Here is a 24,465-nt window from a genome sequence, read left to right as displayed (position 1 = left end):
TACCTGCGGTACCGTTGTACAACACCTGGGTAGATGTAAACCTCAGACGAGAGGGAGAGGTCTGCAACATGGCTCGGACCAAGATGATCAGGCGCTGGCGTCGCAACATGGATGTCAGTGACGACACCCAGTACGTGGACATGCTCACCACACTGTCCGAGGGGTCGGTGCGGCGCAACTTCAACCCGTACCAGGACATCAACTGGGATTCGCCGGAGTTTGCCGTGATCCCGAATGACACCCGCTGGGTGCTCACCGACACCGACCCGCTGGGCCGCCACCCGTGGTACCGGGCGCAGTCGCTGGAGCGGCAGATCGAGATCGGCATGTGGCGTCAGGCCAACGTCGCCAAGGTCGGCCTGCACTTCGAGAACATCCTCATCCGCGGGCTCATGGAGTACTCGTTCTGGGTGCCCAACGGCTCACCGGAATACCGGTACTGCCTGCACGAGGCGGTCGAGGAGTGCAACCACACCCTGATGTTCCAGGAGATGGTGAACCGCATCGGCAAGGACGTGCCCGGCATGCCGCGCCTGCTGCGCTGGCTGCAGCCCGTCATCCCGCTGGCCGCGGGCCCGACGCCCATCCCGTTCTTCTTCGGCGTGCTCGCTGGCGAGGAGCCCATCGACCACACGCAGAAGAGCGTGCTGCGCGAGGGCCGCAAGCTGCACCCGATCATGGAGCGGGTCATGGCGATCCACGTCGCCGAGGAGGCGCGCCACATCTCGTTCGCGCACCAGTACCTGCACAAGCGCGTTCCGCGCCTGCGCCGGCGCCAGCGGTTCATGCTGTCGCTGTACGTCCCGCTGGTGATGCGCATCTTGTGCTCGGCGATCCTGGTGCCGCCGCGTCCGTTCTGGAAAGAGTTCGACATCCCGCGCTCGGTGCGCAAGGAAGTGTTCTTCCGCGCGCCGGAGTCGCGAAAGATGTTGCGCGACATGTTTTCCGATGTCCGGATGCTGTGCTACGACACGGGTCTGATGAACCCGGTGGCCAAGCTCGTGTGGAAGATCTGCAAGATCGACGGGCCGCCCAGCCGTTACCGCAGCGAGCCGCAGCGCGAGCACCTGGTCAGCGCGGCCTAGCTCGGGAGACTCATGCCCCACGTCATCACCCAGTCGTGTTGCAGCGACGGGTCCTGTGTCTACGCATGCCCGGTGAACTGCATCCATCCCTCACCGGATGAGCCGGGCTTCGCCACCGCCGAGATGCTCTACATCGATCCCGATGCGTGCGTCGACTGCGGTGCGTGCGTCAGCGCCTGCCCCGTCGGCGCCATCGCGCCCGACACCCGGCTGGAACCCAGGCAGCTGCCGTTCGTCGAGATCAACGCGGCCTTCTATCCGAAGCGCGAGGGCAAGCTGCCACCGACGTCCAAGCTCGCGCCGGTCATCGAGGCGCCCAAGATCACGCGCGATGGTCCGCTGACGGTCGCGATCGTGGGGTCCGGGCCTGCCGCGATGTACGCGGCCGACGAACTGCTCACGCAGCGTGGCGTGCGGGTCAACGTGTTCGAGAAGTTGCCGACGCCGTACGGCCTGGTGCGCGCGGGCGTGGCGCCCGACCATCAGAGCACGAAGCGCGTCACCGAGTTGTTCGACCGCATGGCGGCGCAGCGGGGCTTCACGTTCTACCTCAACGTCGAGGTCGGCAAGCACCTCACACATGCCGATCTGCTCGGCCACCACCACGCCGTGGTCTACGCCGTCGGCGCGCCCAACGACCGGCGCCTGGACATCGAGGGCATGGACCTGCCGGGAACCGCGACCGCCACCGAGGTCGTGGCCTGGATCAACGGGCACCCCGACCACACCGATCTGCCCGTGCGCCTGGACCACGAGCGCGTCGTGATCGTGGGCAACGGCAACGTCGCACTCGACGTCGCGCGCGTGCTCACCAGCGATCCGGATGCCCTGGCCCGCACCGACATCTCCGATCACGCGCTGGCGGCCCTGCGGTCCTCGGCCGTGCAGGAGGTCGTGATCGCCGCCCGCCGCGGCCCCGCGGCCTCGGCGTTCACGCTGCCCGAGTTGATCGGCCTGACCTCGACGTGCGATGTGGTGCTCGACTCGGCCGACCACGACCTGGTGCTGCGTGACCTGGCGCAGGAGACCGACCCGCTGACCCGCAACAAGCTGGAGATCCTCGCCAAGCTGGGCGACGCGTCGGCGCCGATCACGCGCCCGCGCATCCGGTTCGCCTACCAGCTCACGCCGCGGCGGGTACTCGGCGAGAACCAGGTCACCGCAGTCGAATTCGGTGTCACCGGCACCGACGAGGTGCGCACGCTCGACGCCGGCCTGCTGCTGACGTCGATCGGCTACCGCGGCAAGGCCATCGCGGATCTGCCGTTCGACGAGGATGCCTCGGTGGTGCCCAACGACGGCGGCCGAGTGATCGACCCGGCCACCGGTGCGCCCGTGCCCGGCGCGTACGTCGCAGGCTGGATCAAGCGCGGACCCACCGGGTTCATCGGCACCAACAAGTCGTGCGCGGCCCAGACCGTGCACCACCTGGTCGACGACTACAACGCAGGCGCGCTCACCGACCCGCCGCGCAAACCGTCCGCGCTGGACAAGCTCGTGCGGGCGCGGCAGCCCGACGTCGTCGACGCCGCCGGGTGGCGTGCGATCGACGCCGCGGAGATCGCCCGCGGTGGCGATGACCGCCCGCGTGACAAGTTCACCACCGTGCCGGAGATGCTCGCCGTGGCCGTGACGGCACCGAAACCTTCTGTGCGCCAACGGCTCACGGCGAGCCTGTTGGGCTGAGTCTCAGCCCGGCATGCTCTTCATGGCCTCGGCGATCTCCTCGGGGCTGACCTCGCGGACCGGCTGGCCCATCGACCACTGGTGACCGAACGGGTCGCGCAGCATGCCGTAGCGGTCGCCCCAGAACTGGTCGGCGAGTTCCATGACCACCTCGGCGCCGGCCTCGACGGCCTTGGCGAACTTGGCGTCGACATCGGTGACCGTCAGGTGGATTGTCACGGGTGTGCCGCCGAACGCCTTCGGGGTCTGCGACCTGCCGTTGTCGAACTCAGGGAAGTCGTCGTTGAGCATCACCGTCGAGCCGTTGATCGAGAGCGCGGCGTGCATGATCCTGCCGTCGGGACCCGGCGCGCGGCCCAGTTCGGTGGCGTCGAAAGCCTTGACGTAGAAGTCGATCGCTGCGGCTGCGTTGTCGACGCAGAGATGGGGGATGACGGCCGGGGTGATCTCGATTGCCATGGATGCCTCCAATATTTGTCGGCGAGGGGTCTGAATACAGACCGGACCCAGCGGTGAATCTCATCGCCGAGCGCCACCCAACCACCGGGCACCGACATCCGTGGCAGATTGGCATGGGGAGAAAACCAGGGAGGGACGAATGAGGATCAATCTGACGAGCGTGTTCGTGGACGACCAGGAGAAGGGCCTCCGCTTCTACACCGACGTGTTGGGTTTCGTTCTCAAACACGATGTTCCGGTGGGCGTCGATCGGTGGATCACCGTGGTGTCCCCGCAGGACCCCGACGGCACGGAACTGCTGCTCGAACCCAGCGGGCATCCCGCGGCCAAGCCGTTCAAGGACGCGCTGGTCGCCGACGGGATCCCGTTCACCTCGTTCGCGGTCGACGACGTCGAGGCCGAGTATCGGCGCCTGGCCGGCTTGGGCGTGCGGTTCACGCAGGAACCCGTCGAGATGGGCCCGGTCACCACCGCGGTGTTCGACGACACGTGCGGCAACCTGATCCAGATCGCGCAGCAGGACTAGTTCAGACCACCGAGAACCCGCCGGGCAGCGGCGCACGACCGGTCAGCGCCAGCAGCACCGTCTCACCGTCGCCGAAGTGCACCGCGGTCGACGCGGCCAGCACGGTCGCGCTCCGCAGCGCGTCCTGCGGCAGATCGGCCGGCACCCCGGTGGCGCGGGAGATGTCGAGGCTGTGCACGACGACTTCGAAGACCCGGGTGTCCAGGTAGTCGCCCAGCCGGATGCCGTACCCGCCGAAGACCTTGATGATCGGGTCGCCCACACCTTCGAGGTCGGACAGTGCCTGTGCGACAAGGCGGTCCACCTCGGCGGCGGGATCGTCGCCGAGGGCGCGCCCGGCCTGCACGCCGCGCTCGGTGACACCGGCCGCGTCGGCGCCGGCCAGGTGTTCGCGCACCGCGGCGTAGTACTCGACGGCGTCGGCGAGGTCGGCGTTCTCGGCGGGATTCTGCAGATACGCGCTGACGGTGACCAGCGAGCGCGATGCGTGCCCCACCAGTGCACGCAGGTCCCAGTCGCCGAGGCCTGGGCCTTCGAACGTCGGCAATGCACGCACCAGCCGGGCGAAAGCCGTTGCCGCCGAAGCGAAGACCTCGATCGTCACGCCGCTCCCGATCCCGCTGCCGCGATCTTCTCCCAGCCCTCGACCGCTTCGGCGCTGCGCGGTTCGGGGCCCACGTAGATCGCCGACGGGCGCACGAGCTTGCCCAGGCGTTTCTGCTCCAGGATGTGCGCGCACCAGCCCGCGGTGCGCCCGCACGTGAACATCGCGGGCATCATCGAGGCGGGCACCTGCGCGAAGTCCAGGATCACCGCGGCCCAGAACTCGACGTTGGTCTCGATGGCGCGGTCGGGTCGGCGCTCGCGCAGCTCAGCGAGCGCGGCCTGCTCGAGTGCCGAGGCGACCTCGAAGCGCGGGGCGCCCAGGCGCTGAGCGGTCGCCCGCAGCACACGGGCCCGGGGATCCTCGGCGCGGTACACGCGGTGCCCGAAACCCATGAGCTTGTCGCCGCGGTCCAGGATGCCCTTGACCACCGCGCGGGCGTCGCCGGTGTTCTCGACCTCCTCGATCATCGGCAGCACCCGCGCGGGCGCGCCGCCGTGCAGCGGACCGCTCATGGCGCCCACCGCACCCGAAAGTGCCGCGGCCGCGTCGGCGCCGGTCGAGGCGATGACGCGCGCGGTGAACGTCGAGGCGTTCATGCCGTGCTCGGCCGCGGTCACCCAGTAGGCGTCGATGGCCTCGACGTGGCGGGGATCGGGCTCACCCTGCCAGCGCGTCATGAACCGTGCTGTGACGGTGGGGCATTCGTCGATCGTGCGTTGCGGCACCGCGGGCTGATAGATGCCGCGCGCGGACTGCGCGACGTAGGACAGCGCCATCACCGACGCACGGGCCAGATGCTCGCGGGCGGTCTCGTCGTCGATGTCGAGCATCGGTGCATAACCCCAGATCGGGGCGAGCATCGCGAGGCCGGCCTGCACGTCGACGCGCACGTCGCCGCTGTGGATGGGGAGTGGGAAAGGTTCGGCGGGCGGTAGCCCGTTGCCGAATCTGCCGTCGACCAGCAGACCCCACACGTCGGCGAAGGTCACCTTCTTGTCGACGAGTTCCTCGATGTCGACGCCGCGGTAGCGCAGGGCACCACCGTCCTTGTCGGGTTCGGCGATCTCGGTGGTGAAGGCGACGACGCCTTCCAACCCGGCGATGAAGTCGTCCGGTACGGCTGCCATGCGCCGATTCTCGCACCTGGGCCAGGGGTAGCGTTGTCGCGGTGGGGATACCGGACGATCCGGCGGGTTCAGCGCCGGAAAACTTTGATCTGGCGACCATGCGCGTCGAGTACGTCGAGAAGGACGGTTGCGGTGATCTCGACGTCGACTGGCTCGGCGACGACCCGGCGACCGGCTGGCTGACGTTGCTCCAGACGTGGATCAACGACGCCTGGAAGGCCGGCCTGCCCGACGCCAACGCCATGGTGGTCGGCACCGTCGACGCCGACGGAAGGCCTGTGACGCGCTCGGTGTTGTGCAAGAGCGTGGACCCAGACGGCATCACCTTCTACACCAACTACGACTCCGCCAAGGGCGAGCACCTGGCCGTCAATGCGTATGCGTCGGCGACGTTCCCGTGGTACCAGCTGGGCCGTCAGGTCCATGTGCGCGGCGCGGTGACCAAGGTGTCCGCCGAGGAGACCGCCGAGTACTGGTCGAAGCGTCCCCGCGGATCCCAGCTGGGGGCGTGGGCGTCGCAGCAGTCCCGCCCGATCGCCTCACGCGCGGCGCTGCTCGAGCAACTGGCAGAGGTGACCGAACGGTTCGCCGATCTCGACGAGGTCCCGGTGCCGCCCAACTGGGGTGGTTACCGCATCGCCCCCGAGGTCGTCGAGTTCTGGCAGGGCCGCGAGAACCGCGTGCACAACCGCATTCGGGTGACCGGCGGCCGTGTCGAACGGCTCCAGCCCTAGCGCGTGAGACGGTTCTTCGCCGACACCACTCCGCTGCGTTCGCCGGATTTCCGGCGTCTGTGGCTGGCAGGCATACCCACGGTCATCGGCGCCAATCTGACGATCTTCGCGGTGCCGGTCCAGCTGTACGCGCTGACGCAGAACTCGGCCTATGTGGGTCTGGCGGGTCTGTTCGCGCTGGTGCCGCTGGTGGTGTTCGGCCTGTGGGGCGGTGCATGGGCCGACGCGATGGACCGCAGGCTGCTGTTGATCATCGCGTCGGTGGGGCTGGCGGTGTCCTCGGTGCTGCTGTGGGCGCAGGCCGCGCTGGCGCTGAACAACGTGTGGCTGGTGCTGTCGATGCTGTCGGTGCAGCAGGCGTTCTATGCGATCAACAGCCCAACGCGCTCGGCGGCGATCCCGCGCATGGTGCCGGGTGAGCAACTGCCCGCGGCGAATTCGCTCAACATGACCGTGATGCAGTTCGGCGCGATCGTCGGGCCGCTCATGGCCGGGTTGCTGCTCAACTGGGTCGATCTGTCCACGCTGTACCTGATCGACGCGATCACGTGCCTCGCGCCGATCTGGGCGACGTTCCGGCTCACCCCCATGCCCGTCGGCAACGCCGAGCGCGGTTCCGCGCGATGGGGCTTCGGCGCGGTGCTGGAGGGCTTTCGCTATCTCGCGGGCAACCGCGTGGTGCTGATGTCGTTCGTCGTCGACCTCATCGCGATGATCTTCGGGATGCCGCGTGCGCTGTTCCCCCAAATGGCCCACGAGAGCTTCGGCGGACCGGTCGAGGGTGGCACGGTGATGGCGCTGCTGGCGGCCGCGATGTCGGCGGGCGCGGTGCTGGGCGGGGTGTTCTCGGGCTGGCTGCCGCGCGTGCGGCGCCAGGGCCTCGCGGTGGTGGTCGCGATCGTGGTGTGGGGCGTCGCGATGGTCGGCTTCGGCATCGCGGGTGGTCTGGCGCACGGCACCGCCGGGCTGGTGTTGTGGATCGCGTTGGCGTTCCTGGCCGTTGGCGGGGCCGCCGACATGGTGTCGGCGGCGTTCCGTTCGACGATCCTGCAGCAGGCGGCATCCGACGATCTGCGCGGCCGCCTGCAGGGTGTGTTCACGGTCGTCGTCGCGGGCGGGCCCCGGCTCGCCGACACGCTGCACGGCGCGGCCGCGGCGGCGGTGGGGACGACGGTCGCGGCCGCAGGCGGCGGGGTGCTGGTGGTCGTCGGCGTGGTGATCGCCGCGCTCGCGGTGCCGGCGTTCGTGCGTTACCGCGTCACGGTCGCCGAGCCGCGAGTTTCACGGGATGTTGAATCCGATTCGGTGTGATCGGCAAACTTCTGCGAACACTGGATGCTGGACAGGTCCTGCGGTTCTGGCGCTAACATCCATCCGTGGCATACCAGACGCAGCAACCGGGTCTTCGCGAACGGAAGAAACAGCGAACGCGTGCGACGCTGATCAGTGCCGCGATCGACCTGTGCGTCCGGCAGGGGTACGAGCAGACCACCGTCGAGCAGATCGCGGCGGCCGCGGAGGTCTCGGCGCGCACGTTCAGCCGCTACTTCGCCACCAAGGATGCCGTGATGCTGGCGTTCCTCGACGACGTCGTAGACCTCGTCGCCGGTGAACTCGCGCAGCAGCCGCCCGAGCTCGGTGAGCTCGATGCGGTCTTCTGTGCGCACATCACGGCGTTCGAAAAGACGAGGGTCGCGATGCCGGGTCAGCTCACCGACGACCGGTTGCTGGCCGCGGCGCGCATCTTCACGTCCTCGCCGTCGCTCATGCAGGCCACGATGGGCTTTCGGCCCGCGCCGCTGTTCGAGGTCCTCGCCAAGCGCATGGGCGTCTCGGCCGACGACCGCAAGATCGCGCTGATCGCGTCGCTGTGGAACGCGATCATGACGACGGCCCTGGTTCAGCTGGTCCCCGACGTCGATTGGGCAACCGTGACCGTCGAGCGCATCGTCAACCAGATGCGCACGACATACGCCGAGTTTCTAGAGGTGGCCGGCCGCAGGCACGAGTTCGCGTGAGCAGTTGGTCACCCCCCGCGGGCAGGCCGGAGTGAATGCGACTACCTTTTGTAGAGCAGTCTCACCTAGAGCAGTAGTCGGTTCCCAACGACTTCCCGACGAGGATGAAGGGATTCCCGTGGCCGAAAAACCGTCGAATGGGCAGGAGCACGCCACCGTCAAGTACCCGGGTGGCGAGCTGGATCTGGAGATCGTCCATGCCACCGAGGGCGCTGACGGTATCGCGCTGGGCTCATTGCTGGCCAAGACCGGCTACACGACCTACGACGGCGGGTTCGTCAACACCGCCTCGACCAAGAGCGCGATCACGTACATCGACGGTGACGCGGGGATCCTGCGGTATCGCGGCTACCCGATCGAGCAGCTTGCGGAGAAGTCGACGTTCATCGAGGTCAGCTATCTGCTGATCTACGGCGAACTCCCCACCGCCGAGCAGTTGGAGACGTTCACCAACCAGATCCAGCGGCACACGCTGCTGCACGAGGATCTCAAGCGGTTCTTCGACGGTTTCCCGCGCAACGCGCACCCCATGCCGGTGCTGTCCAGCGCGGTCAACGCGCTCTCGGCGTACTACCAGGACTCGCTGGATCCGCTGGACAACAAGCAGGTCGAGCTGTCGACCATCCGCCTGTTGGCCAAGCTACCGACGATCGCGGCGTACGCGTACAAGAAGTCCGAGGGCCAGCCGTTCCTGTACCCGGACAACTCGCTGAGCCTGGTGGAGAACTTCCTGCGGATGACGTTCGGTTTCCCGGCCGAGCCCTACGAGGTCGACCCGGAGATCGTGCGCGCGCTGGACATGCTGTTGATCCTGCACGCCGATCACGAGCAGAACTGCTCGACCTCGACGGTGCGTCTGGTGGGCAGCTCGCAGGCCAACCTGTTCACCTCGATCTCCGGTGGCATCAACGCGCTGTGGGGCCCGCTGCACGGCGGCGCCAACCAGGCCGTGCTGGAGATGCTGGAGAAGATCCGCTCGCAGGGCGGCGACGTCAGCGACTTCGTACGCAAGGTCAAAAACCGCGAGGACGGCGTGAAGCTCATGGGCTTCGGGCACCGCGTGTACAAGAACTACGATCCGCGGGCGCGCATCGTCAAGGAGCAGGCCGACAAGATCCTGGGCAAGCTCGGCGGCGACGACGAGCTGCTGGACATCGCCAAGCAGCTCGAGGAGATCGCGCTCACCGACGACTTCTTCATCGAGCGCAAGCTCTACCCGAACGTCGACTACTACACCGGCGTGATCTACCGGGCCATGGGCTTCCCGACGCGCATGTTCACGGTGCTGTTCGCGCTGGGCCGGCTGCCGGGCTGGATCGCGCACTGGCGTGAGATGCACTCCGAGCCCAACAAGATCGGCCGTCCGCGCCAGATCTACACCGGCTACACCGAGCGCGGCTACACCGACATCGCCGGCCGCTGAACCGGTTTCACCTCACCGCTCACCTCACCGGCAGGGCCTTCCCGCCGGTGAGGGTGAGCAGCTGTCCGTAGGTCAGCGGCATCACCGAATCGGCCGTGCCCGCGGCCGTCCAGATCACCGGGTATGACGCGAGCGTCTCGTCGACGACGGTGCGCAGCAGTTGCGGATGCCCGGTCGGGGCCACGCCGCCTATCACCTGGCCGGTGGCCGCGCGCACGAGCTTGGGATTCGCCTTGGTGATCGCGCCGGCGCCGAGGTGCCGCGCCAGCACGTCGGTGTCGACGCGCGCCGCGCCGCTGGCCATCACCAGCAGCGGTTCGCCGTCGCATTCGAACACCAGGCTGTTGGCGATCGCGCCGACCTCGCAGCCGAGTTGCTCGGCGGCCGCCGCGGCCGTCTTGGCGTCTGCGTCGAGGATCCTGATCGCCGGTTCGATACCGGCGGCGGCAACAGCGGCCGCCACACGCGCATTCCGTTCGTTCACGGTGACGATTGTCACCGATGCCGGTTCGCCGGCCTCTTGCGGTGCAAACAGTTGTGCTTTCACAATCGTTGTATGAATGAAACTGTCGGCGCGCTCAGCGCGCGGCGCAAGGCGATCATCCTCGTCTCGTGCTGCCTGAGCCTGCTGATCGTGTCGATGGACGCCACCATCGTCAACGTCGCGATCCCCAGCATCCGCTCCGATCTCGGGGCGTCCCCGTCGCAACTGCAATGGGTCATCGACGTCTACACGCTGGTGCTCGCATCACTGCTGCTGCTCGCGGGCGCCACCGGCGACCGGTTCGGCCGCAGGCGCACCTTCCACCTGGGTCTGACGGTGTTCGCGGTCGCGTCGCTGCTGTGCAGCGTGGCGCCCAACATCGAGACGTTGATCGCCGCACGCCTGCTGCAGGCGATCGGTGGTTCGATGCTCAACCCGGTGGCCATGTCGATCATCACGCAGGTGTTCACCGGCCGGGTCGAGCGCGCCCGTGCGATCGGCGTGTGGGGCAGCGTCGTCGGCATCTCGATGGCCCTGGGCCCGCTGGTCGGCGGCGCCCTGATCGAGTACGTCGACTGGCGCGCGGTGTTCTGGATCAACCTGCCGATCTGCGCGCTGGCGATCCTGCTGACCGCGATCTTCGTGCGGGAGTCGAAGTCGTCGACGATGCGCGACGTCGACCCCGTGGGCCAGGGCCTCGGCGTCGCGTTCCTGTTCGGTGTGGTGTTCGTGCTCATCGAGGGCCCGGGCATGGGCTGGACCGACCCGCGCACGCTGGCGGTGGCCGCGACCGCGCTCGTCGCGTTCCTGGCGTTCCTGCGCTACGAGTCCCGTCGCCACGACCCGTTCATCGATCTGCGGTTCTTCCGCAGCGTGCCGTTCGCGTCGGCCACCCTGGTCGCGGTGTGCGCGTTCGCGGCCTACGGCGCGTTCCTGTTCATGATGTCGCTGTACCTGCAGTCCGAGCGGGGCTACTCCGCGATGTTCACCGGGCTCATCTACCTGCCGATCGCCATCGGCGCGCTGATCTTCTCACCGCTGTCGGGCCGCATGGTGGGGCGGTTCGGCAGCCGTCCGTCGCTGGTGTCCGCGGGCGTCCTGATCACGGCCGCGACGGTGATGCTGGCGCAGATGACGGCGACGACGCCGGTGTGGCTGCTGCTGGTGATCTTCGCGGTGTTCGGTATCGGGTTCGCGTTGGTCAACGCGCCGATCACCACCGCGGCGGTCAGCGGTATGCCGCTCGACCGCGCGGGCGCGGCCTCGGCCGTCGCGTCCACCAGCAGGCAGGTCGGCGTGAGCATCGGTGTGGCCCTGTGCGGTTCGGTGGCCGGGACCGCGCTCGCAGGCACCGGCGTCGACTTCGCCGCGGCGTCGCGTCCGCTGTGGCTCATCTGCACGGCCCTCGGCGTGGTGATCGTCGCGATCGGCATCGTGTCGACGTCACCGTGGGCACTGCGCTCGGCAGAACGGCTCGCGCCCTTGATCGGTCAGCACCATCGTCCCGCGGAGGTGGCCCATGCCCGGTGAACTCGCCCAGGACACGGCCGCGGTGACCGCCGTGCACGCCGATGACGTGTGGCGCGCGCTCACCGCGATCGTCTACGACAACCGCGACAGCTGGAAGCGCGCGGTGATCGAGCGTAGCGGACTGCCGTTCAGCCGTATCCGCGTGTTGCGACGGTTGGCGCGCAGGCCCATGTCGGTCAAGGAGGTCGCGCACGCGGCCACCATGGACCCGCCGGCCGCGACGGTCGCCGTCAACGACCTGGAGGAGCGCGGCCTGGTGACCCGTCAGGTCGACCCGGCCAACCGCCGCTGCAAGACCGTGTCGATCACGCAGGCGGGCCTGGCGCTGTGGAAGGAGATCGAGGCCGTCGACGATCCGGCACCCGAACCTCTCGCGGCGCTCGACCCCGAGGACCTGCAGACGCTGCACGCGATCCTGTCGAAGGTCTCGGGCCGCTAGACGCGTTCGAGCACCGCCATCGCGGCGTTGTGGCCACCGACGCCCGACACCGCACCACCGCGGCGGGAACCCGACCCGCACAACAGGATCCGCTCGTGGCCGGTGGCCACACCCCAGCGTTGCGCCGGGGTGTCCAGCGGTTCGTCGTCGTCGGCGAACGGCCAGCGCAGCGCATCGTGGAAGATGTTGCCCGCGGTCATGCCGAGGCTGCGCTCCAGATCCACCGTGGTCTTCGCCTCGATGCACAGCCGTCCCGCGCTGTCCTCCATCAGCACGTCCTGAATGGGTTCGGCGAGAACCGAATTCAGCGAGTTGAGCACCGCCGAGGTCAACCGGTCGCGCATGCGGTCGGGATCGTTGGCCGCGAGTGAATGCGGCGTGTGCAGGCCGAACACCGTCAGCGTCTGCGCGCCGGACGCGCGCAGGTCGTCGGACAGGATGCTCGGATCGGTCAGCGAGTGGCAGTAGATCTCACACGGCAGGGGATCGGGGACGCGTCCACCGGCCGCGGCCGCGAAGGCCGAATCGAGTTGGCGCAGCGTCTCGTTGATGTGGAACGTGCCGCCGAACGCCTGCTCGGCCGTGACGGTGTCGTCGCGCAGGCGCGGCAGGCGGCGCAGCATCAGGTTGACCTTCACCTGCGAACCCTGCGCGGTCTGCGGTGCGGGTTCGCCGAGAAGCTTCGCGAGCACCACGGGCGTGACGTTGGCCAGCACGCGGTGAGCGCTGATGCGGTGCGCGGTCCCGCCGTGGCGGTAGCGCACCTCGCCGTCCGGTGTGATGGCGTAAACCTCTGCACCCGTGACGATTTCGGCGCCGAATCCGGCTGCCGAGGCCGCCAGCGCCCCGGTCACCGCGCCCATCCCGCCGATCGGGACGTCCCAGTCGCCGGTGCCGCCGCCGATCAGGTGGTACAGGAAGCACACGTTCTGGATCAGCGCCGGATCGTCGGTCGCGGCGAACGTGCCGATCAGCGCGTCGGTGGCCATGACGCCGCGCACCAGGTCGTTGCGCACCGAGGCCGTGATCACGTCGCCGATGGGTCGGGTGGTCAGGTCCTCCCACGCCGCGGCCGCCTCGGGGCCCTGCCCGGCGAGCACGTGCTCACGCATCTGCGCGCGGGTGCGCAGCGGTTGCAGCAGCGTCGGCCAGACCCGCGTGGTGACCAGTGACCACCGCCGGTAGAACTCGGCGAACCTCTCGGCATCGTCGGCGGCGCCGATGGCCGCGAACGTCGACTCCGGCCCGACCAGCAGGCCGGTACGCCCGCCTGTGGCGGGGTCGGGCGTGTAAGACGAATAGCGGCGACGGGCCAGGCGCATGCGGGCGCCCAGGTCGTCGACGATGCTGCGGGGCAGCAGGCTCACCAGGTACGAGTAGCGCGACAGGCGCGCGTCCACACCGTCGAAGGCATGCGCCGACACGGCTGCGCCGCCCACGTGATCGAGGCGTTCGAGCACCCGGACCCGGCGCCCGGCACAGGCCAGATAGGCCGCGGCCACCAGACCGTTGTGCCCGCCGCCGACGATGACGGCGTCGAACTGCGGTTCGGTCATGCCGCGTCAGTTCTTGTAGTTCTCGACCTCGCCGGCCGGACGGATCTCGGCCTCGCGGGGGTCCTGTCCGGTCTCGCGCAGGGCGCGGCGTTGCCGCAACAGGTCCCAGCACTGGTCGAGCGCGACTTCGAGGTGCTGCAGCCGCTGGTGTTCCTCGTCCTCGCTGATCTCCTTGCGCTGGAGCTTGTCGCGCAGCTCCTGCTCTTCAGCGACCAACCGGTGAACTTCGGCGAGGATGTCTTGGTCTTTTGCCACACCGCCAGTGTGCCCGACTACGGTTGGTCCGGTGACTACAAAACCTGAGATCGAGTTTCCGGACGGACCCGCCCCGACGGAACTGGTCATCACCGATCTGGTGGTGGGAGACGGTCCCGAGGCGGTTGCCGGCGCGAACGTCGAGGTTCACTACGTCGGTGTCGAGTACGACACCGGCGAGGAGTTCGACAGCTCGTGGAACCGCGGTGAGTCGATCGAGTTCCCGCTGCGCGGCTTGATCCAGGGTTGGCAGGACGGCATCCCCGGCATGCGTGTCGGCGGCCGCCGCAAGCTGATCATCCCGCCCGAGCAGGCGTACGGTCCCGCGGGCGGCGGTCACCGCCTCTCGGGCAAGACGCTCATCTTCGTCATCGACCTGCTGGCCACCCGATGACGCGATTTTTGTCATCGACCTGCTCGCCACCCGCTAGCTGATCTCAGCGCGGGCCCGGCAGCCTCAACAACAGCCGGGCCCCGCCCAGCGGGCTCTCCGCCAAAGTCGCGGTGCCGCCGTGCAGTTCGGCCTGCTGCGCGACGAGTGCGAGGCCCAGGCCCGAACCCGACCGGGACGCGGTCGATCCGCGCGCGAACCGGTCGAACACCAGGGCCCGTTCGCCCTCGGGCACGCCGACGCCGTTGTCGTCGATCGCGATCTCGACGCCCTCGCGTGAGCTGACCGCGGAAAGCTGCACGCGCGTGGCGCCGCCGTGTTTGACGGCGTTGGCGATCGCGTTGTCGACCGAAAGGCGCAGGCCCGTCGGCAAGCCCACGATGATCACGGTCGGCGACGGCGCGAGCGACACCTCCAGGTCGGGGTAGATGCGCATGGCGTCGTGCGCCGCGCGGTCGAGCAGTTCGGTGATGTCGACGGTCACGTGGTCGTCGGTGGTGCTCAACTCGCCCTGCGCGAGCCGTTCGAGCGCGCCGAGCGTGGCCTCGATGCGCGACTGCGTGCGGATGACGTCGTTGACCACTTCCTTGCGCTGCTCGTCGGGCAGGTCGAGGGTGGAGAGCACCTCGAGGTTGGTGCGCATCGCCGTGAGCGGGGTGCGCAGTTCATGCGCGGACACCGACGCGAAATCACGCGCCGACGCCAGGGCCGACTTGGTGCGGTCCTGTTCTTTCCAGATGCGCTTGAGCATGCCGTTGACGGCCTCGGCGATCTCGACGGCCTCGGTCGCCCCCCGCACCTCCACGTCGGGGGCCTCGTCGCCCGCCTCGATCTCGCGCGTCTGTTCGGCGAGGCGTTTGAGCGGGCGCACCGCGAAGGCTGCGAGCACCCAGCCCAGCACCGTGGCCGCGCCGACCGCGAACACACAGATCACGAGCACCCGCCGGTGCAGGTTGTTGGTGTCGGCGATGGTCGCGTCGTACGTCGCGCCCACGGCCACCCACATGGGGCCCGGCGCCGGGATCTCGACGGTGCGCACACGCCAGCGCACACCGTCGATGTAGGTGTCGGCGTAGCCTGCGGGCAACTCGGGGAGCACCACGGTCGAGTTCGACGTCACCGCGCCGGTCTGGCGCACCGTGATCACGGCGTCCTGGTCGTTGGGGGAGCGCGGGATCTGGTCGAGTCCGCGCGGCAGGAACGGGATCGCGAAACCCGCGGCCTCATCGAGACGCCGGTCGAGCCGTTCCTTGCGGTCGTTGGTGATGCCGATCCACACGATCGTGCCGACGATGACCACGACGATCGCGGCACCGATCGCCGTCGCGAACGCCACCCGGGTCCGCAGCGACGGGGTGCGGCGGAAAATCCGGGTGAGCATGCTCATGGCGGCGGGCTACTGGGTCCGCAGGACGAAACCGACGCCTCGCACGGTGTGCAGCAATCGGGGCGCGCCACCGGCTTCGAGCTTCCGGCGCAGGTAGCCGATGAACACGTCGACGACGTTGGTGTCGGCCGCGAAGTCGTAGCCCCACACCAGCTCGAGCAGCTGGGCGCGCGAGAGCACCGCGGTCTTGTGCTCGGCCAGCACGGCGAGCAGGTCGAACTCGCGCTTGGTCAGGTCGACGTCGACGCCGTTGACGCGCGCGCGACGGCCCGGGATGTCCACCTCGAGCGGGCCGACCTGGATGGTCTCCGAGGAGAACGTGGCCGACGAGCCGCGGCGGCGCAGCAGCGCCTTGACCCGCGCCACGAGTTCGGCCAGCACGAACGGTTTCACCAGGTAGTCGTCGGCGCCGGCTTCGAGCCCCGCGACGCGGTCGTCGACACTGCTGCGCGCGGACAACACGCACACCGGCACGTCGTTGTCCATGGCGCGGAGCGCGGTCACCACGCTGACACCGTCGAGGACGGGCATGTTGATGTCGAGCACGATGGCGTCGGGGCGCGTCTCGGTGGCGCTGCGCAGCGCCTCGGCCCCGTCCACGGCTGTCGACACGTCGAATCCGGACAGCCGCAGCCCGCGTTCGAGTGAGGCGAGCACGTCGGGGTCGTCATCCACCACAAGCACCCTCGGCGAGGCCATGCCGCTGGTAGTACTGTCCATGCCCGCCATCTTGCCCGATGACCGGCGGCTGACGACGCAGGCACGTCCGGTTTGCGTCGCGAACCGCCGGGGAAGTCTTTGACCTCATCATTGGTTGAGGTTTTACGGTGAGCAAATGAGTATCGAGACCGTCGCGCGGCAGACCCTGTACCGCCAAACGCACGCCAAGGGCGGTGACCTGCACGCGCTCGCGAACCGGCGACTGCTGGCGCGAATCTGGCGTTTCGCGGCACGCCACCACCGCAGGCTCGCGGTGTTCTTCGCGGTCAGCGTGCTCAGCGCGGTGCTCGCGGTCACCACGCCGGTGCTGGCCGGCCGCGTGATCGACCAGATCACCGACGGCGGATTGGCCGCGGTAGTGCTCCTGCTGGCGGGCACCATCGCCGCCATCGCAGTCGCCGAGGCCGCGGTGTCGCTGGTCACCCGCTGGCTGTCGTCGACCATCGGCGAGGGCCTCATCCTCGACTTGCGCACCGCGGTGTTCGACCACGTGCAGAAGATGCCCATCGCGTTCTTCACGCGCACCCGCACGGGTGCCCTCGTGAGCCGCCTGGGCAACGACGTCATCGGCGCACAGCGCGCGTTCTCCGACACGTTCTCGGGCATCGTCACCAACGTCGTGACGCTGACGCTCACGCTCGTGGTGATGCTGCGGATCTCGTGGCAGATCACGCTGCTCGCGCTCGTGCTGGTTCCGCTGTTCGTGGTGCCCGCACGCCGCATCGGTGCGCGCATGGCCGATCTGTCGCGGCGCGCCGCGGCGCACAACGCGACCATGAACACGCAGATGACCGAGCGGTTCTCGGCGCCGGGCGCCACGCTGGTCAAACTGTTCGGCAGCCCGCAGCGCGAATCCGACGAGTTCGCGGCGCGTGCCGACGCGGTCCGTGACATCGGGGTGCGCACCGCGATGCTGCAGTCGACGTTCATGAACTCGCTGACGCTGATGTCGGCACTGGCCCTGGCGCTGGTGTACGGCCTGGGCGGCGTACTCGCTATCGGCGGGCAGTTGCAGGCCGGCTCGATCGTGTCGCTGGCGCTGCTGCTCACCCGCATGTACGCCCCACTGACCGCCCTGGCCAACGCGCGCGTCGAGATCGCGAGTGCACTGGTGTCGTTCGAGCGGGTCTTCGAGGTGCTCGACCTGGAACCGCTGATCGCCGAGGAACCCGACGCCATGCCGGTACCGGACGGTCCGGTGACCGTCGAGTTCGACGATGTGCGGTTCTCGTATCCGTCGGCCGACAAGGTGTCGCTGGCGTCGCTGGAAGAGGTCGCCGAGCTCGACCACCGCGGCGGCGACGAGGTGCTGCACGGCATCAGCTTCCGCGCCGAGCCGGGTCAGATGGTGGCCCTGGTCGGCTCCTCGGGTGCAGGCAAGTCGACCATCGCCTCGCTGGTCGCGCGGCTCTACGATGTCGATGCCGGCGGGGTCCGGTTGGGTGGCGTCGACGTGCGCGACGTGACGTTCGCATCGCTGAAGGACACCGTCGGCATGGTGACCCAGGACGGGCACCTGTTCCACGAGTCGATCGGGGCCAACCTGCGGCTGGCCGCGCCGAACGCGACCGACGACGAGTTGTGGGACGCCCTGCGCCGCGCCCGGCTGGCCGATGTGGTTGCCGCGATGCCCGACGGGCTCGACACGGTTGTCGGTGAGCGGGGATACCGTCTTTCCGGAGGGCAGCGGCAGCGGCTGACGATCGCGCGCCTGCTGTTGGGGCGATCGCGGGTGGTGGTGCTGGATGAGGCGACGGCGTCGCTGGACTCGGCCTCCGAGGCCGCGGTGCAGCAGGCCCTGGCCGAGGCGTTGGCGGGCCGCACGTCACTGGTCGTCGCCCACCGGCTGTCCACGGTGCGCGCGGCCGATCTCATCCTCGTCGTCGAGGACGGACGCATCGTCGAACGCGGCACGCATGATGCGCTGTTGGCCCGTGGCGGACGTTACGCCGAGCTGTACGAAACGCAGTTCGGCTCCGAGGACCGGGCCGATGCGAGCGCCGCGTGAGGTTATTCAGTTGCCGCACATGGGAATATTGACTGGTTGTGACTGAATCTTCCTCCGAACCCCGCGGATCCGGCGCAGACGCTCTCGGCAGCGCGCCGGCCATCGCTGCGCCACCGGCGCGGCTCAGGGCCGGCTCGGACCTGCGTCGGCTGCTTCCGTACCTGCTGCCGTACCGGGCCCGCTGGGTGACCATGGTCGTCGTGGCGATCGTGAGCCTCGGCGCCACCATCGCGATCCCGCTGATGACCAAGGCCGTGATCGACGGGCCGGTGCGTCATCAGGATTCGCAGGGGTTGTGGACGCTGGGTGCCGCCGCGGTGGGCATCGGCATCTCCGAGGCCGTGCTGTGGTTCATCCGGCGGTGGCTGGTCGCGCGCGCCACGATGGGCGTCGAGGCCGACATCCGCAAGGACCTCTACGCACGGCTGCAGATCCTGCCGATGTCGTTCCACGGCCGTTGGCAGTCAGGCCAGTTGCTCTCGCGCGTGATGAACGACCTGTCGACCATCCGCCGGTTCATGTCGTTCGGCCTGGTGTTCCTGATCCTCAACGGCCTGCAGATCACCGTGGTCACCGCGATCCTGCTGGCCATGTACTGGCCCCTGGGTGTCGTGGTGCTGGTGTCGATCGTGCCGATCGCGGCCACGGTGCTGCACTTCGAGCGTGAGTACACGCGGCTGTCGCGGCTCGCGCAGGATCAGACCGGCCATGTCGCGACGCACGTCGAGGAGTCGGCGCTGGGCCTTCGCGTCGTGAAGTCGTTCGGGCGTGAGGACTACGTGTTCGACCGGTTCGACGAGCAGGCCACGCGTCTGTACGACACGCAGGTCGCGCGCGTCGGTGTGTCCGCGAAATTCTGGACGCTGCTTGAGGTCATCCCCAACCTGACGCTCATCGTGGTGCTGGGCTTCGGCGCCTATGCCGCGGGCCACGGCTACGTCACGATGGGCACGCTGGTCGCGTTCATCACCATGATGCTGTCGCTGGTGTGGCCGATCGCGTCGCTGGGCTTCCTGTTGTCGATGACGCAGGAGTCGTTCACCGCGGCCAACCGCATCGCCGAGATCTTCGACGCGCCACGCGAAATCGTCGATGGGCCGATCGCCGAGGCGCCGCTCGGTGGCCGGCTGGAGTTGCGGGATGTGGGATTTCGCTTCCCGGACTCGGATGCGTGGGCCCTGCGCCATGTCGACCTGACCGTCGAGCCGGGGGAGACGGTCGCGCTGGTCGGGTCCACCGGATCCGGGAAATCCGTTCTGGCTGCGCTGTTCTCACGTCTCTATGACGTCACCGAGGGGCAGATCCTCATCGACGGTCGGGACATCCGCGACCTGAGCCTGCCCGCGCTGCGCCGCACCGTGGCCACCGCGTTCGAGGATCCGACACTGTTCTCGATGTCGGTCGCCGAGAACCTGCGCCTGGGCCGCGCCGACGCGTCCGACGCCGAACTGGAACAGGCCGTCGACGTCGCGGCCGCGCACTTCGTCCACGGCCTGCCGTTCGGTCTGGACACCCGCATCGGTGAGCAGGGTATGAGCCTGTCCGGCGGTCAGCGCCAACGGCTTTCGCTGGCGCGAGCGATCCTCGCCGCGCCCCGCATCCTGGTGCTCGACGACACGCTCTCGGCGCTCGATGTGCACACCGAGGCCAGGGTCACCGAGGCGCTGGGCCGGGTGCTCTCGTCGGTCACCGGGGTCATCGTCGCGCACCGCGCGTCGACGGTGCTGTTGGCCGACAAGGTCGCGCTGCTGGACCGCGACGGCCAGGGCGCGGGCACCATCACCCATATCGGCACGCACGCCGAACTGCTCGCCGAGGTGCCCCGGTACCGCTACCTGCTGGCCGCCGACGACGAACTCGACGACGAGGCCGAACGCATCTGCGAGTGGGAGGACGAGGAGGAGCTGCAGCGGCTGCGCCGGGTGCATGACGAGCGCGCCGCGATCGACGGTCTCGACGAGCCCGAGTATCTGGGCCAGGAGGTGCAGCGCCGATGAGCGTGACCGACTGGCGCGGCCGCCTGCAGGACGAGCAGAACCCGGACGATCTGCCGATCGACGAGAACGTGCCCCTGCGCCGGGAGGCCCGGTCCCTGCTGGGCTCGCTGTTGGCGCCCTACCGCTGGATCGTCGCGCTGCTGGCGCTCGTGGTGATCGTGGAAAACGCTGCGCGGCTTTCGGTTCCGGTGCTGGTGCAGCGCGGCATCGACCACGGCATCCCGCCCATCCTCGCCGGTGACTCGGCGCGTGAGCTCATGGTCATCGTCGCGACGCTGTGCGCGGTGGTGCTGGTGCAGGCCACCAGCCGGATGTTCTTCCTGCGCCGCTCCGGGCGCATCGGGCAGAAGGTGCTGCTGGAGTTGCGGCGCCGGGTGTTCCGCCATTTCCAGCATCTGGACCTGGCGTTCCACGACCGGTACACCTCGGGCCGGGTGGTGAGCCGCTCGACCAACGACGTCGAGGCCATCCAGGACATGCTGGAGACCGGATTCGACAGCCTGATCACCGCGGTGCTCACGCTGTTCGGCACCGCGGTGCTGCTCGTGGTGCTGGACTGGCGGCTGGGCCTGATGTGCCTGGCGGCGTTCCCGATCCTCGTCGCGTTGGTGTGGTGGTTCCGCAACGAATCCGCCCGCACGTACCGCAAGGTGCGCGAGAGCGCCGCGTTGGTGATCGTGCAGTTCGTCGAGACCATGACCGGCATCAAGGCCGTGCAGGCCTACCGGCGCGAACCCCGCAACCAGGAGATCTTCGCCGACATCGCCGACGGCTACCGCGAGATCAACGAGAAGACCTTCAAGCTGCTCGCGATCTTCATGCCGGGCGTCAAACTGGTCGGCAACATCACCACCGGCGTGGTGCTGCTCTACGGCGGTTACCGGGTGCTGGGCGGCCAGATGACCATCGGCACGCTCGCCGCGTTCCTGCTGTACCTGCGGATGTTCTTCGAACCCATGCAGGAGATCTCGCAGTTCTTCAACACCTTCCAGTCGGCGTCGTCGGCGCTGGAGAAACTGGCGGGCGTGCTGGCGCAGAGGCCGGGCATCGCCGATCCGGAGCGGCCCGTCGCGCTTCACGCGGTAGCGGGCACCATCACGTTCGACCACGTGCACTTCGCCTACGCGCCCGGCCGCCCGGTGCTACCCGATCTCACGCTGACGGTGCCCGCGGGGCAGACCGTCGCACTGGTGGGCACCACGGGCGCCGGCAAGACCACGATCGCCAAGCTCATCGCGCGGTTCTACGACCCCACCTCGGGCACCGTCACGCTGGACGGAGTCGACCTGCGCGACCTGTCGCAGTCAGAACTGCGCCGCCACGTCGTGATGGTGACGCAGGAGAACTTCATGTTCGAGGGCACCGTCGCCGACAACATCCGCTTCGGCAGGCCCGACGCCACCGATGCGCAGGTGCGCGCGGCGGCCGAGGCCGTCGGCGCCGACCGGTTCATCGCGACGCTGCCCGAGGGTTACGGCACCGACGTCGCCAAGCGCGGCGGACGCCTGTCGGCGGGGCAGCGCCAACTGATCGCGTTCGCGCGGGCGTTCCTCGCCGACCCGGCGGTGCTGATCCTCGACGAGGCCACGTCCTCGCTCGACATCCCCAGCGAGCGCATGGTGCAACGTGCACTGGAGACGGTGCTCGCCGACCGCACCGCACTGGTCATCGCCCACCGGTTGTCGACCGTGCAGATCGCCGACCGGGTGCTCGTGCTCGAACACGGCCGCATCATCGAGGACGGCTCACCCGCCGATCTGATCGGCCGCACCGACGGTGCCTACGCGGCGCTGCACCGTGCCTGGGTCGACTCGCTGGCCTGATTTTCTTCTGCCGAGCAGACGCAAAACTGCCCAATTTCCTTGCAAAATAGGCAGTTTTACGTCTGCTCGCGAAAGAAAAGCTCAGCGCACGCTGTCGAAGAATTTCGCGACATCCTCGACGAAAAGCTCGGGCTGCTCGAACGCCGCGAAGTGCCCACCGCGCGGCATCATCGTGAAATGCGTGACGTTGTACGCCTTTTCGCACCAGGCCCGCGGCGCGCGCAGGATCTCCTTGGGGAACGACGCCACGCCGGTGGGCAGCGTCACGAAGTCGCCACCTGCGAAGGTGTCGTAACTCTCCCAGTACAGCCGCGCCGAGGACGCCGCCGACGCGGTGACCCAGTACAGCATCACGTTGTCGAGCAGTTCGTCGCGGCTCAGCACGTTCTCGGGGTGGCCGTCGCAGTCCATCCACGACCAGAACTTCTCGACGATCCAAGCCAGCTGCCCCACGGGCGAGTCGACCAGGCCGTAGCCCACGGTCTGCGGCCGCGTCGACTGCTGCTTCATGTAGCCGGAATCCCATTTGCGGTAGTACTGCATCCGTTCCAGCGCCTGTCGCACCTCCTCGGTCATCTCACCGACGCCTTCGGCGGGTGGCCGCGCGATCGGCATGTTCACATGAATGCCAACACAATTGCCCACGTTGCGGCCGATCTGCGTCGTGACGGCCGCGCCCCAGTCGCCGCCCTGCGCGCCGTAGCGGTCATAGCCCAGCCGGGTCATGAGGGTGTCCCACGCCTGGGCGATCCTGCCGATGCCCCACCCGGTCGTCGTGGGCTTGCCGGAGAAGCCGTAGCCGGGCAGCGACGGGCAGACCACGTCGAACCCGGCCTCGGTGAGCGGTTCGATCACCTTGTGGAATTCGACGATCGATCCGGGCCAGCCGTGGGTGAGCAGCAGGGGAAACGCGTCGGGGCGTGCGCAGCGCTGGTGGATGAAGTGGATGTCGAGCCCGTCGAGTTCGGTGACGTAGTGGTCGAAGCGGTTCAGCGCCTGTTCGCGGGCGCGCCAGTCGTAGCCGTTCGCCCAGTACTCGGCGAGCTCGCGGGTGTAGTCCAGCGGTATGCCCTGACCCCAGTCGTCGACGGTTTCCGGCTCGGGCCAGCGGGTGCGGGACAGGCGGCTCTTGAGGTCGTCGAGATCGGCGTCGGGTACGGCGATGCGGAACGGGCGGATCAACGAGTCGGTCATGGGTCAATACTGCACGGTATGACGCTCAATCAACTTCGGGCTTTCGTCGAAGCGCACCGCCTTGGCTCGTTCACCGCTGCCGCCGATGCGCTGGCCGTCGCCCAGGCGTCGGTCTCCGAACTGGTGCGTCGTCTCGAAGAAGAGCTCGACGCCCAGTTGTTCGTCCGCGGCAGCCGCAGGCTCGCGCTCACCGCCGCGGGTCAGGAGTTGTTGCCGTATGCGGAGCAGGCCGTGCACGCGGCCGACGGCGGCGTGCACGCGGTCCGCTCACTCGGCTCGCTCGGTGGCGGAACCGCAACCTTCGGTATGCCCCGCAACGCGGACTACTACCTGCTGTCCAGCCTGGTCCAGACCTTTCACATGCGCTATCCCGCGGTACGGGTGCGGTTGGTCGGGCAGAACTCCGCCGAGACCGCCGCGGCGATACAGGCCGGCGAGATCGAAGCGGGGATGCTCATCCTACCGATCGACGACGAGGATCTGACGGTTCGCCCCCTGCTGCGCGACGAGGTCTTCTACGTGACGGCGGATCCGGCGCGCGCCGCGGAACCCGTTACCATACAACAGTTCTCCGAGGCCGACCTGGTGCTCTACGACGCCCATTACGGGTGGAAGGATCCGACCCGCAGGCAACTGGCGGAGCGTGCACAACTGGCCGGTCTGCGCTTGGAGCCGATGATCGAGATCGAACACGTCGAGGCCGCGCTGAAACTGGCCGCGGGCAAGGTGGGCGACACCATCGCCAGCGGCGCCGTGATCGACAGCGATGCGTTCCCGGCCGCCCTGCACACCGCACCGTTCGCCGAGCCGTTGTACGACGTGATCGCCCTCGCGCAGCATCGCGCTCGCCCGCTGTCCAACGCCACCCGTGAGTTCGCACGCCTCGCCGAGGACACGATTCGCGAGTTGCACATCCCATCGGCGCTGTCCGGCCCCGACGAAGTTGCGCCGCTGATCGCGCGTCGGGGGCGCTGAACCAGCACATACAGGGTTGTCCTTTGGTTTGTGCAGGAGTT

At 68.5% G+C, this 24,465-nt stretch carries 23 protein-coding genes; 14 read left to right on the top strand and 9 right to left on the bottom strand.

Translation table 11 applies throughout. The features are described from left to right. Nucleotides 1-68 precede the first annotated feature (68 nt). Both AT701_RS27805 and AT701_RS27800 read left to right on the top strand, forming a co-directional pair. Nucleotides 69-1,085: an AurF N-oxygenase family protein gene (locus tag AT701_RS27805; protein ID WP_058126997.1), complete on the top strand. Its 1,017-nt coding sequence runs from the start codon at nucleotides 69-71 to the stop codon at nucleotides 1,083-1,085. Nucleotides 1,086-1,097: 12 nt separating this feature from the next. Then, nucleotides 1,098-2,771, top strand: a complete 1,674-nt coding sequence (locus AT701_RS27800) for an FAD-dependent oxidoreductase (protein ID WP_058126996.1) — start codon at nucleotides 1,098-1,100, stop codon at nucleotides 2,769-2,771. A 3-nt stretch (nucleotides 2,772-2,774) separates the two neighbouring features. On the opposite strand, the gene AT701_RS27795 is transcribed toward AT701_RS27800, so the two are convergent. Continuing rightward, a complete protein-coding gene (locus AT701_RS27795) occupies nucleotides 2,775-3,230 on the bottom strand; it encodes a VOC family protein (protein WP_011730707.1) in 456 nt (151 codons plus the stop codon). Nucleotides 3,231-3,369: 139 nt separating this feature from the next. On the opposite strand from AT701_RS27795, the gene AT701_RS27790 reads away from it, so the two are divergent. Next, nucleotides 3,370-3,756 (top strand): VOC family protein, encoded by a 387-nt coding sequence (locus AT701_RS27790; protein WP_011730705.1) that lies wholly within the window; start codon nucleotides 3,370-3,372, stop codon nucleotides 3,754-3,756. A gap of 1 nt (nucleotide 3,757) precedes the next feature. Here the strand turns inward: AT701_RS27790 and AT701_RS27785 are convergent, their stop codons facing one another. Together AT701_RS27785 and AT701_RS27780 are read right to left on the bottom strand one after the other, a co-directional pair. After that, nucleotides 3,758-4,360 (bottom strand): maleylpyruvate isomerase N-terminal domain-containing protein, encoded by a 603-nt coding sequence (locus AT701_RS27785; RefSeq protein ID WP_058126995.1) that lies wholly within the window; start codon nucleotides 4,358-4,360, stop codon nucleotides 3,758-3,760. After that, complete coding sequence (locus AT701_RS27780) at nucleotides 4,357-5,490, bottom strand: citrate synthase 2 (protein WP_011730703.1); 1,134 nt, start codon at nucleotides 5,488-5,490, stop codon at nucleotides 4,357-4,359. The genes AT701_RS27785 and AT701_RS27780 overlap by 4 nt, the downstream gene beginning before the upstream one ends. 41 nt (nucleotides 5,491-5,531) lie before the next feature. Between AT701_RS27780 and pdxH the strand changes: the two genes are divergently transcribed. The 4 genes from pdxH to AT701_RS27760 all read left to right on the top strand — a co-directional run bounded on the left by pdxH (nucleotide 5,532) and on the right by AT701_RS27760 (nucleotide 9,665). After that, the gene (pdxH, locus tag AT701_RS27775; protein ID WP_011730702.1) at nucleotides 5,532-6,224 is read left to right on the top strand and encodes a pyridoxamine 5'-phosphate oxidase; all 693 of its coding nucleotides are present in this window, start codon (nucleotides 5,532-5,534) and stop codon (nucleotides 6,222-6,224) included. Nucleotides 6,225-6,227: 3 nt separating this feature from the next. Next, entirely contained in the window at nucleotides 6,228-7,535 is a 1,308-nt protein-coding gene (locus tag AT701_RS27770; RefSeq protein WP_011730701.1) for an MFS transporter, read from the top strand. 65 nt (nucleotides 7,536-7,600) lie between these two features. Then, entirely contained in the window at nucleotides 7,601-8,242 is a 642-nt protein-coding gene (locus tag AT701_RS27765; protein WP_011730700.1) for a TetR family transcriptional regulator, read from the top strand. 118 nt (nucleotides 8,243-8,360) lie between these two features. Continuing rightward, on the top strand, nucleotides 8,361-9,665 hold the full coding sequence (locus AT701_RS27760; protein WP_003897085.1) for a citrate synthase: 1,305 nt from the start codon (nucleotides 8,361-8,363) through the stop codon (nucleotides 9,663-9,665). Between the two features lie 19 nt (nucleotides 9,666-9,684). On the opposite strand, the gene AT701_RS27755 is transcribed toward AT701_RS27760, so the two are convergent. Continuing rightward, entirely contained in the window at nucleotides 9,685-10,212 is a 528-nt protein-coding gene (locus tag AT701_RS27755; protein ID WP_014878419.1) for a YbaK/EbsC family protein, read from the bottom strand. 9 nt (nucleotides 10,213-10,221) lie between these two features. On the opposite strand from AT701_RS27755, the gene AT701_RS27750 reads away from it, so the two are divergent. Continuing rightward, nucleotides 10,222-11,679: an MFS transporter gene (locus AT701_RS27750; protein WP_011730698.1), complete on the top strand. Its 1,458-nt coding sequence runs from the start codon at nucleotides 10,222-10,224 to the stop codon at nucleotides 11,677-11,679. Then, nucleotides 11,669-12,118, top strand: a complete 450-nt coding sequence (locus AT701_RS27745) for a MarR family winged helix-turn-helix transcriptional regulator (protein WP_011730697.1) — start codon at nucleotides 11,669-11,671, stop codon at nucleotides 12,116-12,118. Before AT701_RS27750 ends, AT701_RS27745 begins: the two co-directional genes overlap by 11 nt. On the opposite strand, the gene AT701_RS27740 is transcribed toward AT701_RS27745, so the two are convergent. Both AT701_RS27740 and AT701_RS27735 read right to left on the bottom strand, forming a co-directional pair. Further along, complete coding sequence (locus tag AT701_RS27740) at nucleotides 12,115-13,674, bottom strand: phytoene desaturase family protein (RefSeq protein WP_058126994.1); 1,560 nt, start codon at nucleotides 13,672-13,674, stop codon at nucleotides 12,115-12,117. The genes AT701_RS27745 and AT701_RS27740 overlap by 4 nt on opposite strands. A 6-nt stretch (nucleotides 13,675-13,680) precedes the next feature. Beyond that, complete coding sequence (locus AT701_RS27735) at nucleotides 13,681-13,929, bottom strand: DUF2630 family protein (protein ID WP_003897080.1); 249 nt, start codon at nucleotides 13,927-13,929, stop codon at nucleotides 13,681-13,683. Nucleotides 13,930-13,960: 31 nt separating this feature from the next. Between AT701_RS27735 and AT701_RS27730 the strand changes: the two genes are divergently transcribed. Then, a complete protein-coding gene (locus AT701_RS27730; RefSeq protein WP_003897079.1) occupies nucleotides 13,961-14,323 on the top strand; it encodes an FKBP-type peptidyl-prolyl cis-trans isomerase in 363 nt (120 codons plus the stop codon). Between the two features lie 43 nt (nucleotides 14,324-14,366). On the opposite strand, the gene AT701_RS27725 is transcribed toward AT701_RS27730, so the two are convergent. Together AT701_RS27725 and prrA are read right to left on the bottom strand one after the other, a co-directional pair. Continuing rightward, a complete protein-coding gene (locus tag AT701_RS27725) occupies nucleotides 14,367-15,707 on the bottom strand; it encodes a sensor histidine kinase (RefSeq protein ID WP_011730694.1) in 1,341 nt (446 codons plus the stop codon). A 9-nt stretch (nucleotides 15,708-15,716) separates the two neighbouring features. After that, a complete protein-coding gene (gene prrA, locus AT701_RS27720; RefSeq protein ID WP_168189073.1) occupies nucleotides 15,717-16,436 on the bottom strand; it encodes a two-component system response regulator PrrA in 720 nt (239 codons plus the stop codon). Nucleotides 16,437-16,542: 106 nt separating this feature from the next. On the opposite strand from prrA, the gene AT701_RS27715 reads away from it, so the two are divergent. The 3 genes from AT701_RS27715 to AT701_RS27705 are packed head-to-tail and all read left to right on the top strand — an operon-like array spanning nucleotide 16,543 to nucleotide 22,255. Continuing rightward, a complete protein-coding gene (locus AT701_RS27715; RefSeq protein WP_058126993.1) occupies nucleotides 16,543-18,435 on the top strand; it encodes an ABC transporter ATP-binding protein in 1,893 nt (630 codons plus the stop codon). Nucleotides 18,436-18,467: 32 nt separating this feature from the next. Then, a complete protein-coding gene (locus AT701_RS27710; RefSeq protein WP_058126992.1) occupies nucleotides 18,468-20,432 on the top strand; it encodes an ABC transporter ATP-binding protein in 1,965 nt (654 codons plus the stop codon). Then, a complete protein-coding gene (locus tag AT701_RS27705) occupies nucleotides 20,429-22,255 on the top strand; it encodes an ABC transporter ATP-binding protein (protein ID WP_058126991.1) in 1,827 nt (608 codons plus the stop codon). The genes AT701_RS27710 and AT701_RS27705 overlap by 4 nt, the downstream gene beginning before the upstream one ends. Before the next feature lie 81 nt (nucleotides 22,256-22,336). Here the strand turns inward: AT701_RS27705 and AT701_RS27700 are convergent, their stop codons facing one another. Continuing rightward, entirely contained in the window at nucleotides 22,337-23,449 is a 1,113-nt protein-coding gene (locus tag AT701_RS27700; protein ID WP_003897072.1) for an epoxide hydrolase family protein, read from the bottom strand. Nucleotides 23,450-23,467: 18 nt separating this feature from the next. On the opposite strand from AT701_RS27700, the gene AT701_RS27695 reads away from it, so the two are divergent. Continuing rightward, a complete protein-coding gene (locus AT701_RS27695; protein WP_011730689.1) occupies nucleotides 23,468-24,424 on the top strand; it encodes a LysR family transcriptional regulator in 957 nt (318 codons plus the stop codon). Nucleotides 24,425-24,465: the final 41 nt, after the last annotated feature.

It is taken from the genome of Mycolicibacterium smegmatis, from assembly GCF_001457595.1.
Lineage (GTDB): Bacteria > Actinomycetota > Actinomycetes > Mycobacteriales > Mycobacteriaceae > Mycobacterium > Mycobacterium smegmatis.
The sequence above is the reverse complement of the archived record's forward strand: the minus strand, read 5'-3'. Positions and strand labels throughout refer to the sequence as shown.

Coding starts and splice junctions, on each gene's coding strand:
- AT701_RS27805 (WP_058126997.1), top strand. CDS start 69: ATGGCTCGGACCAAGATGATCAGGCGCTGGCGTCGCAACATGGATGTC.
- AT701_RS27800 (WP_058126996.1), top strand. CDS start 1,098: ATGCCCCACGTCATCACCCAGTCGTGTTGCAGCGACGGGTCCTGTGTC.
- AT701_RS27795 (WP_011730707.1), bottom strand. CDS start 3,230: ATGGCAATCGAGATCACCCCGGCCGTCATCCCCCATCTCTGCGTCGAC.
- AT701_RS27790 (WP_011730705.1), top strand. CDS start 3,370: ATGAGGATCAATCTGACGAGCGTGTTCGTGGACGACCAGGAGAAGGGC.
- AT701_RS27780 (WP_011730703.1), bottom strand. CDS start 5,490: ATGGCAGCCGTACCGGACGACTTCATCGCCGGGTTGGAAGGCGTCGTC.
- AT701_RS27750 (WP_011730698.1), top strand. CDS start 10,222: ATGAATGAAACTGTCGGCGCGCTCAGCGCGCGGCGCAAGGCGATCATC.
- AT701_RS27745 (WP_011730697.1), top strand. CDS start 11,669: ATGCCCGGTGAACTCGCCCAGGACACGGCCGCGGTGACCGCCGTGCAC.
- AT701_RS27740 (WP_058126994.1), bottom strand. CDS start 13,674: ATGACCGAACCGCAGTTCGACGCCGTCATCGTCGGCGGCGGGCACAAC.
- AT701_RS27725 (WP_011730694.1), bottom strand. CDS start 15,707: ATGAGCATGCTCACCCGGATTTTCCGCCGCACCCCGTCGCTGCGGACC.
- prrA (WP_168189073.1), bottom strand. CDS start 16,436: ATGGCGGGCATGGACAGTACTACCAGCGGCATGGCCTCGCCGAGGGTG.
- AT701_RS27715 (WP_058126993.1), top strand. CDS start 16,543: ATGAGTATCGAGACCGTCGCGCGGCAGACCCTGTACCGCCAAACGCAC.
- AT701_RS27705 (WP_058126991.1), top strand. CDS start 20,429: ATGAGCGTGACCGACTGGCGCGGCCGCCTGCAGGACGAGCAGAACCCG.
- AT701_RS27700 (WP_003897072.1), bottom strand. CDS start 23,449: ATGACCGACTCGTTGATCCGCCCGTTCCGCATCGCCGTACCCGACGCC.
- AT701_RS27695 (WP_011730689.1), top strand. CDS start 23,468: ATGACGCTCAATCAACTTCGGGCTTTCGTCGAAGCGCACCGCCTTGGC.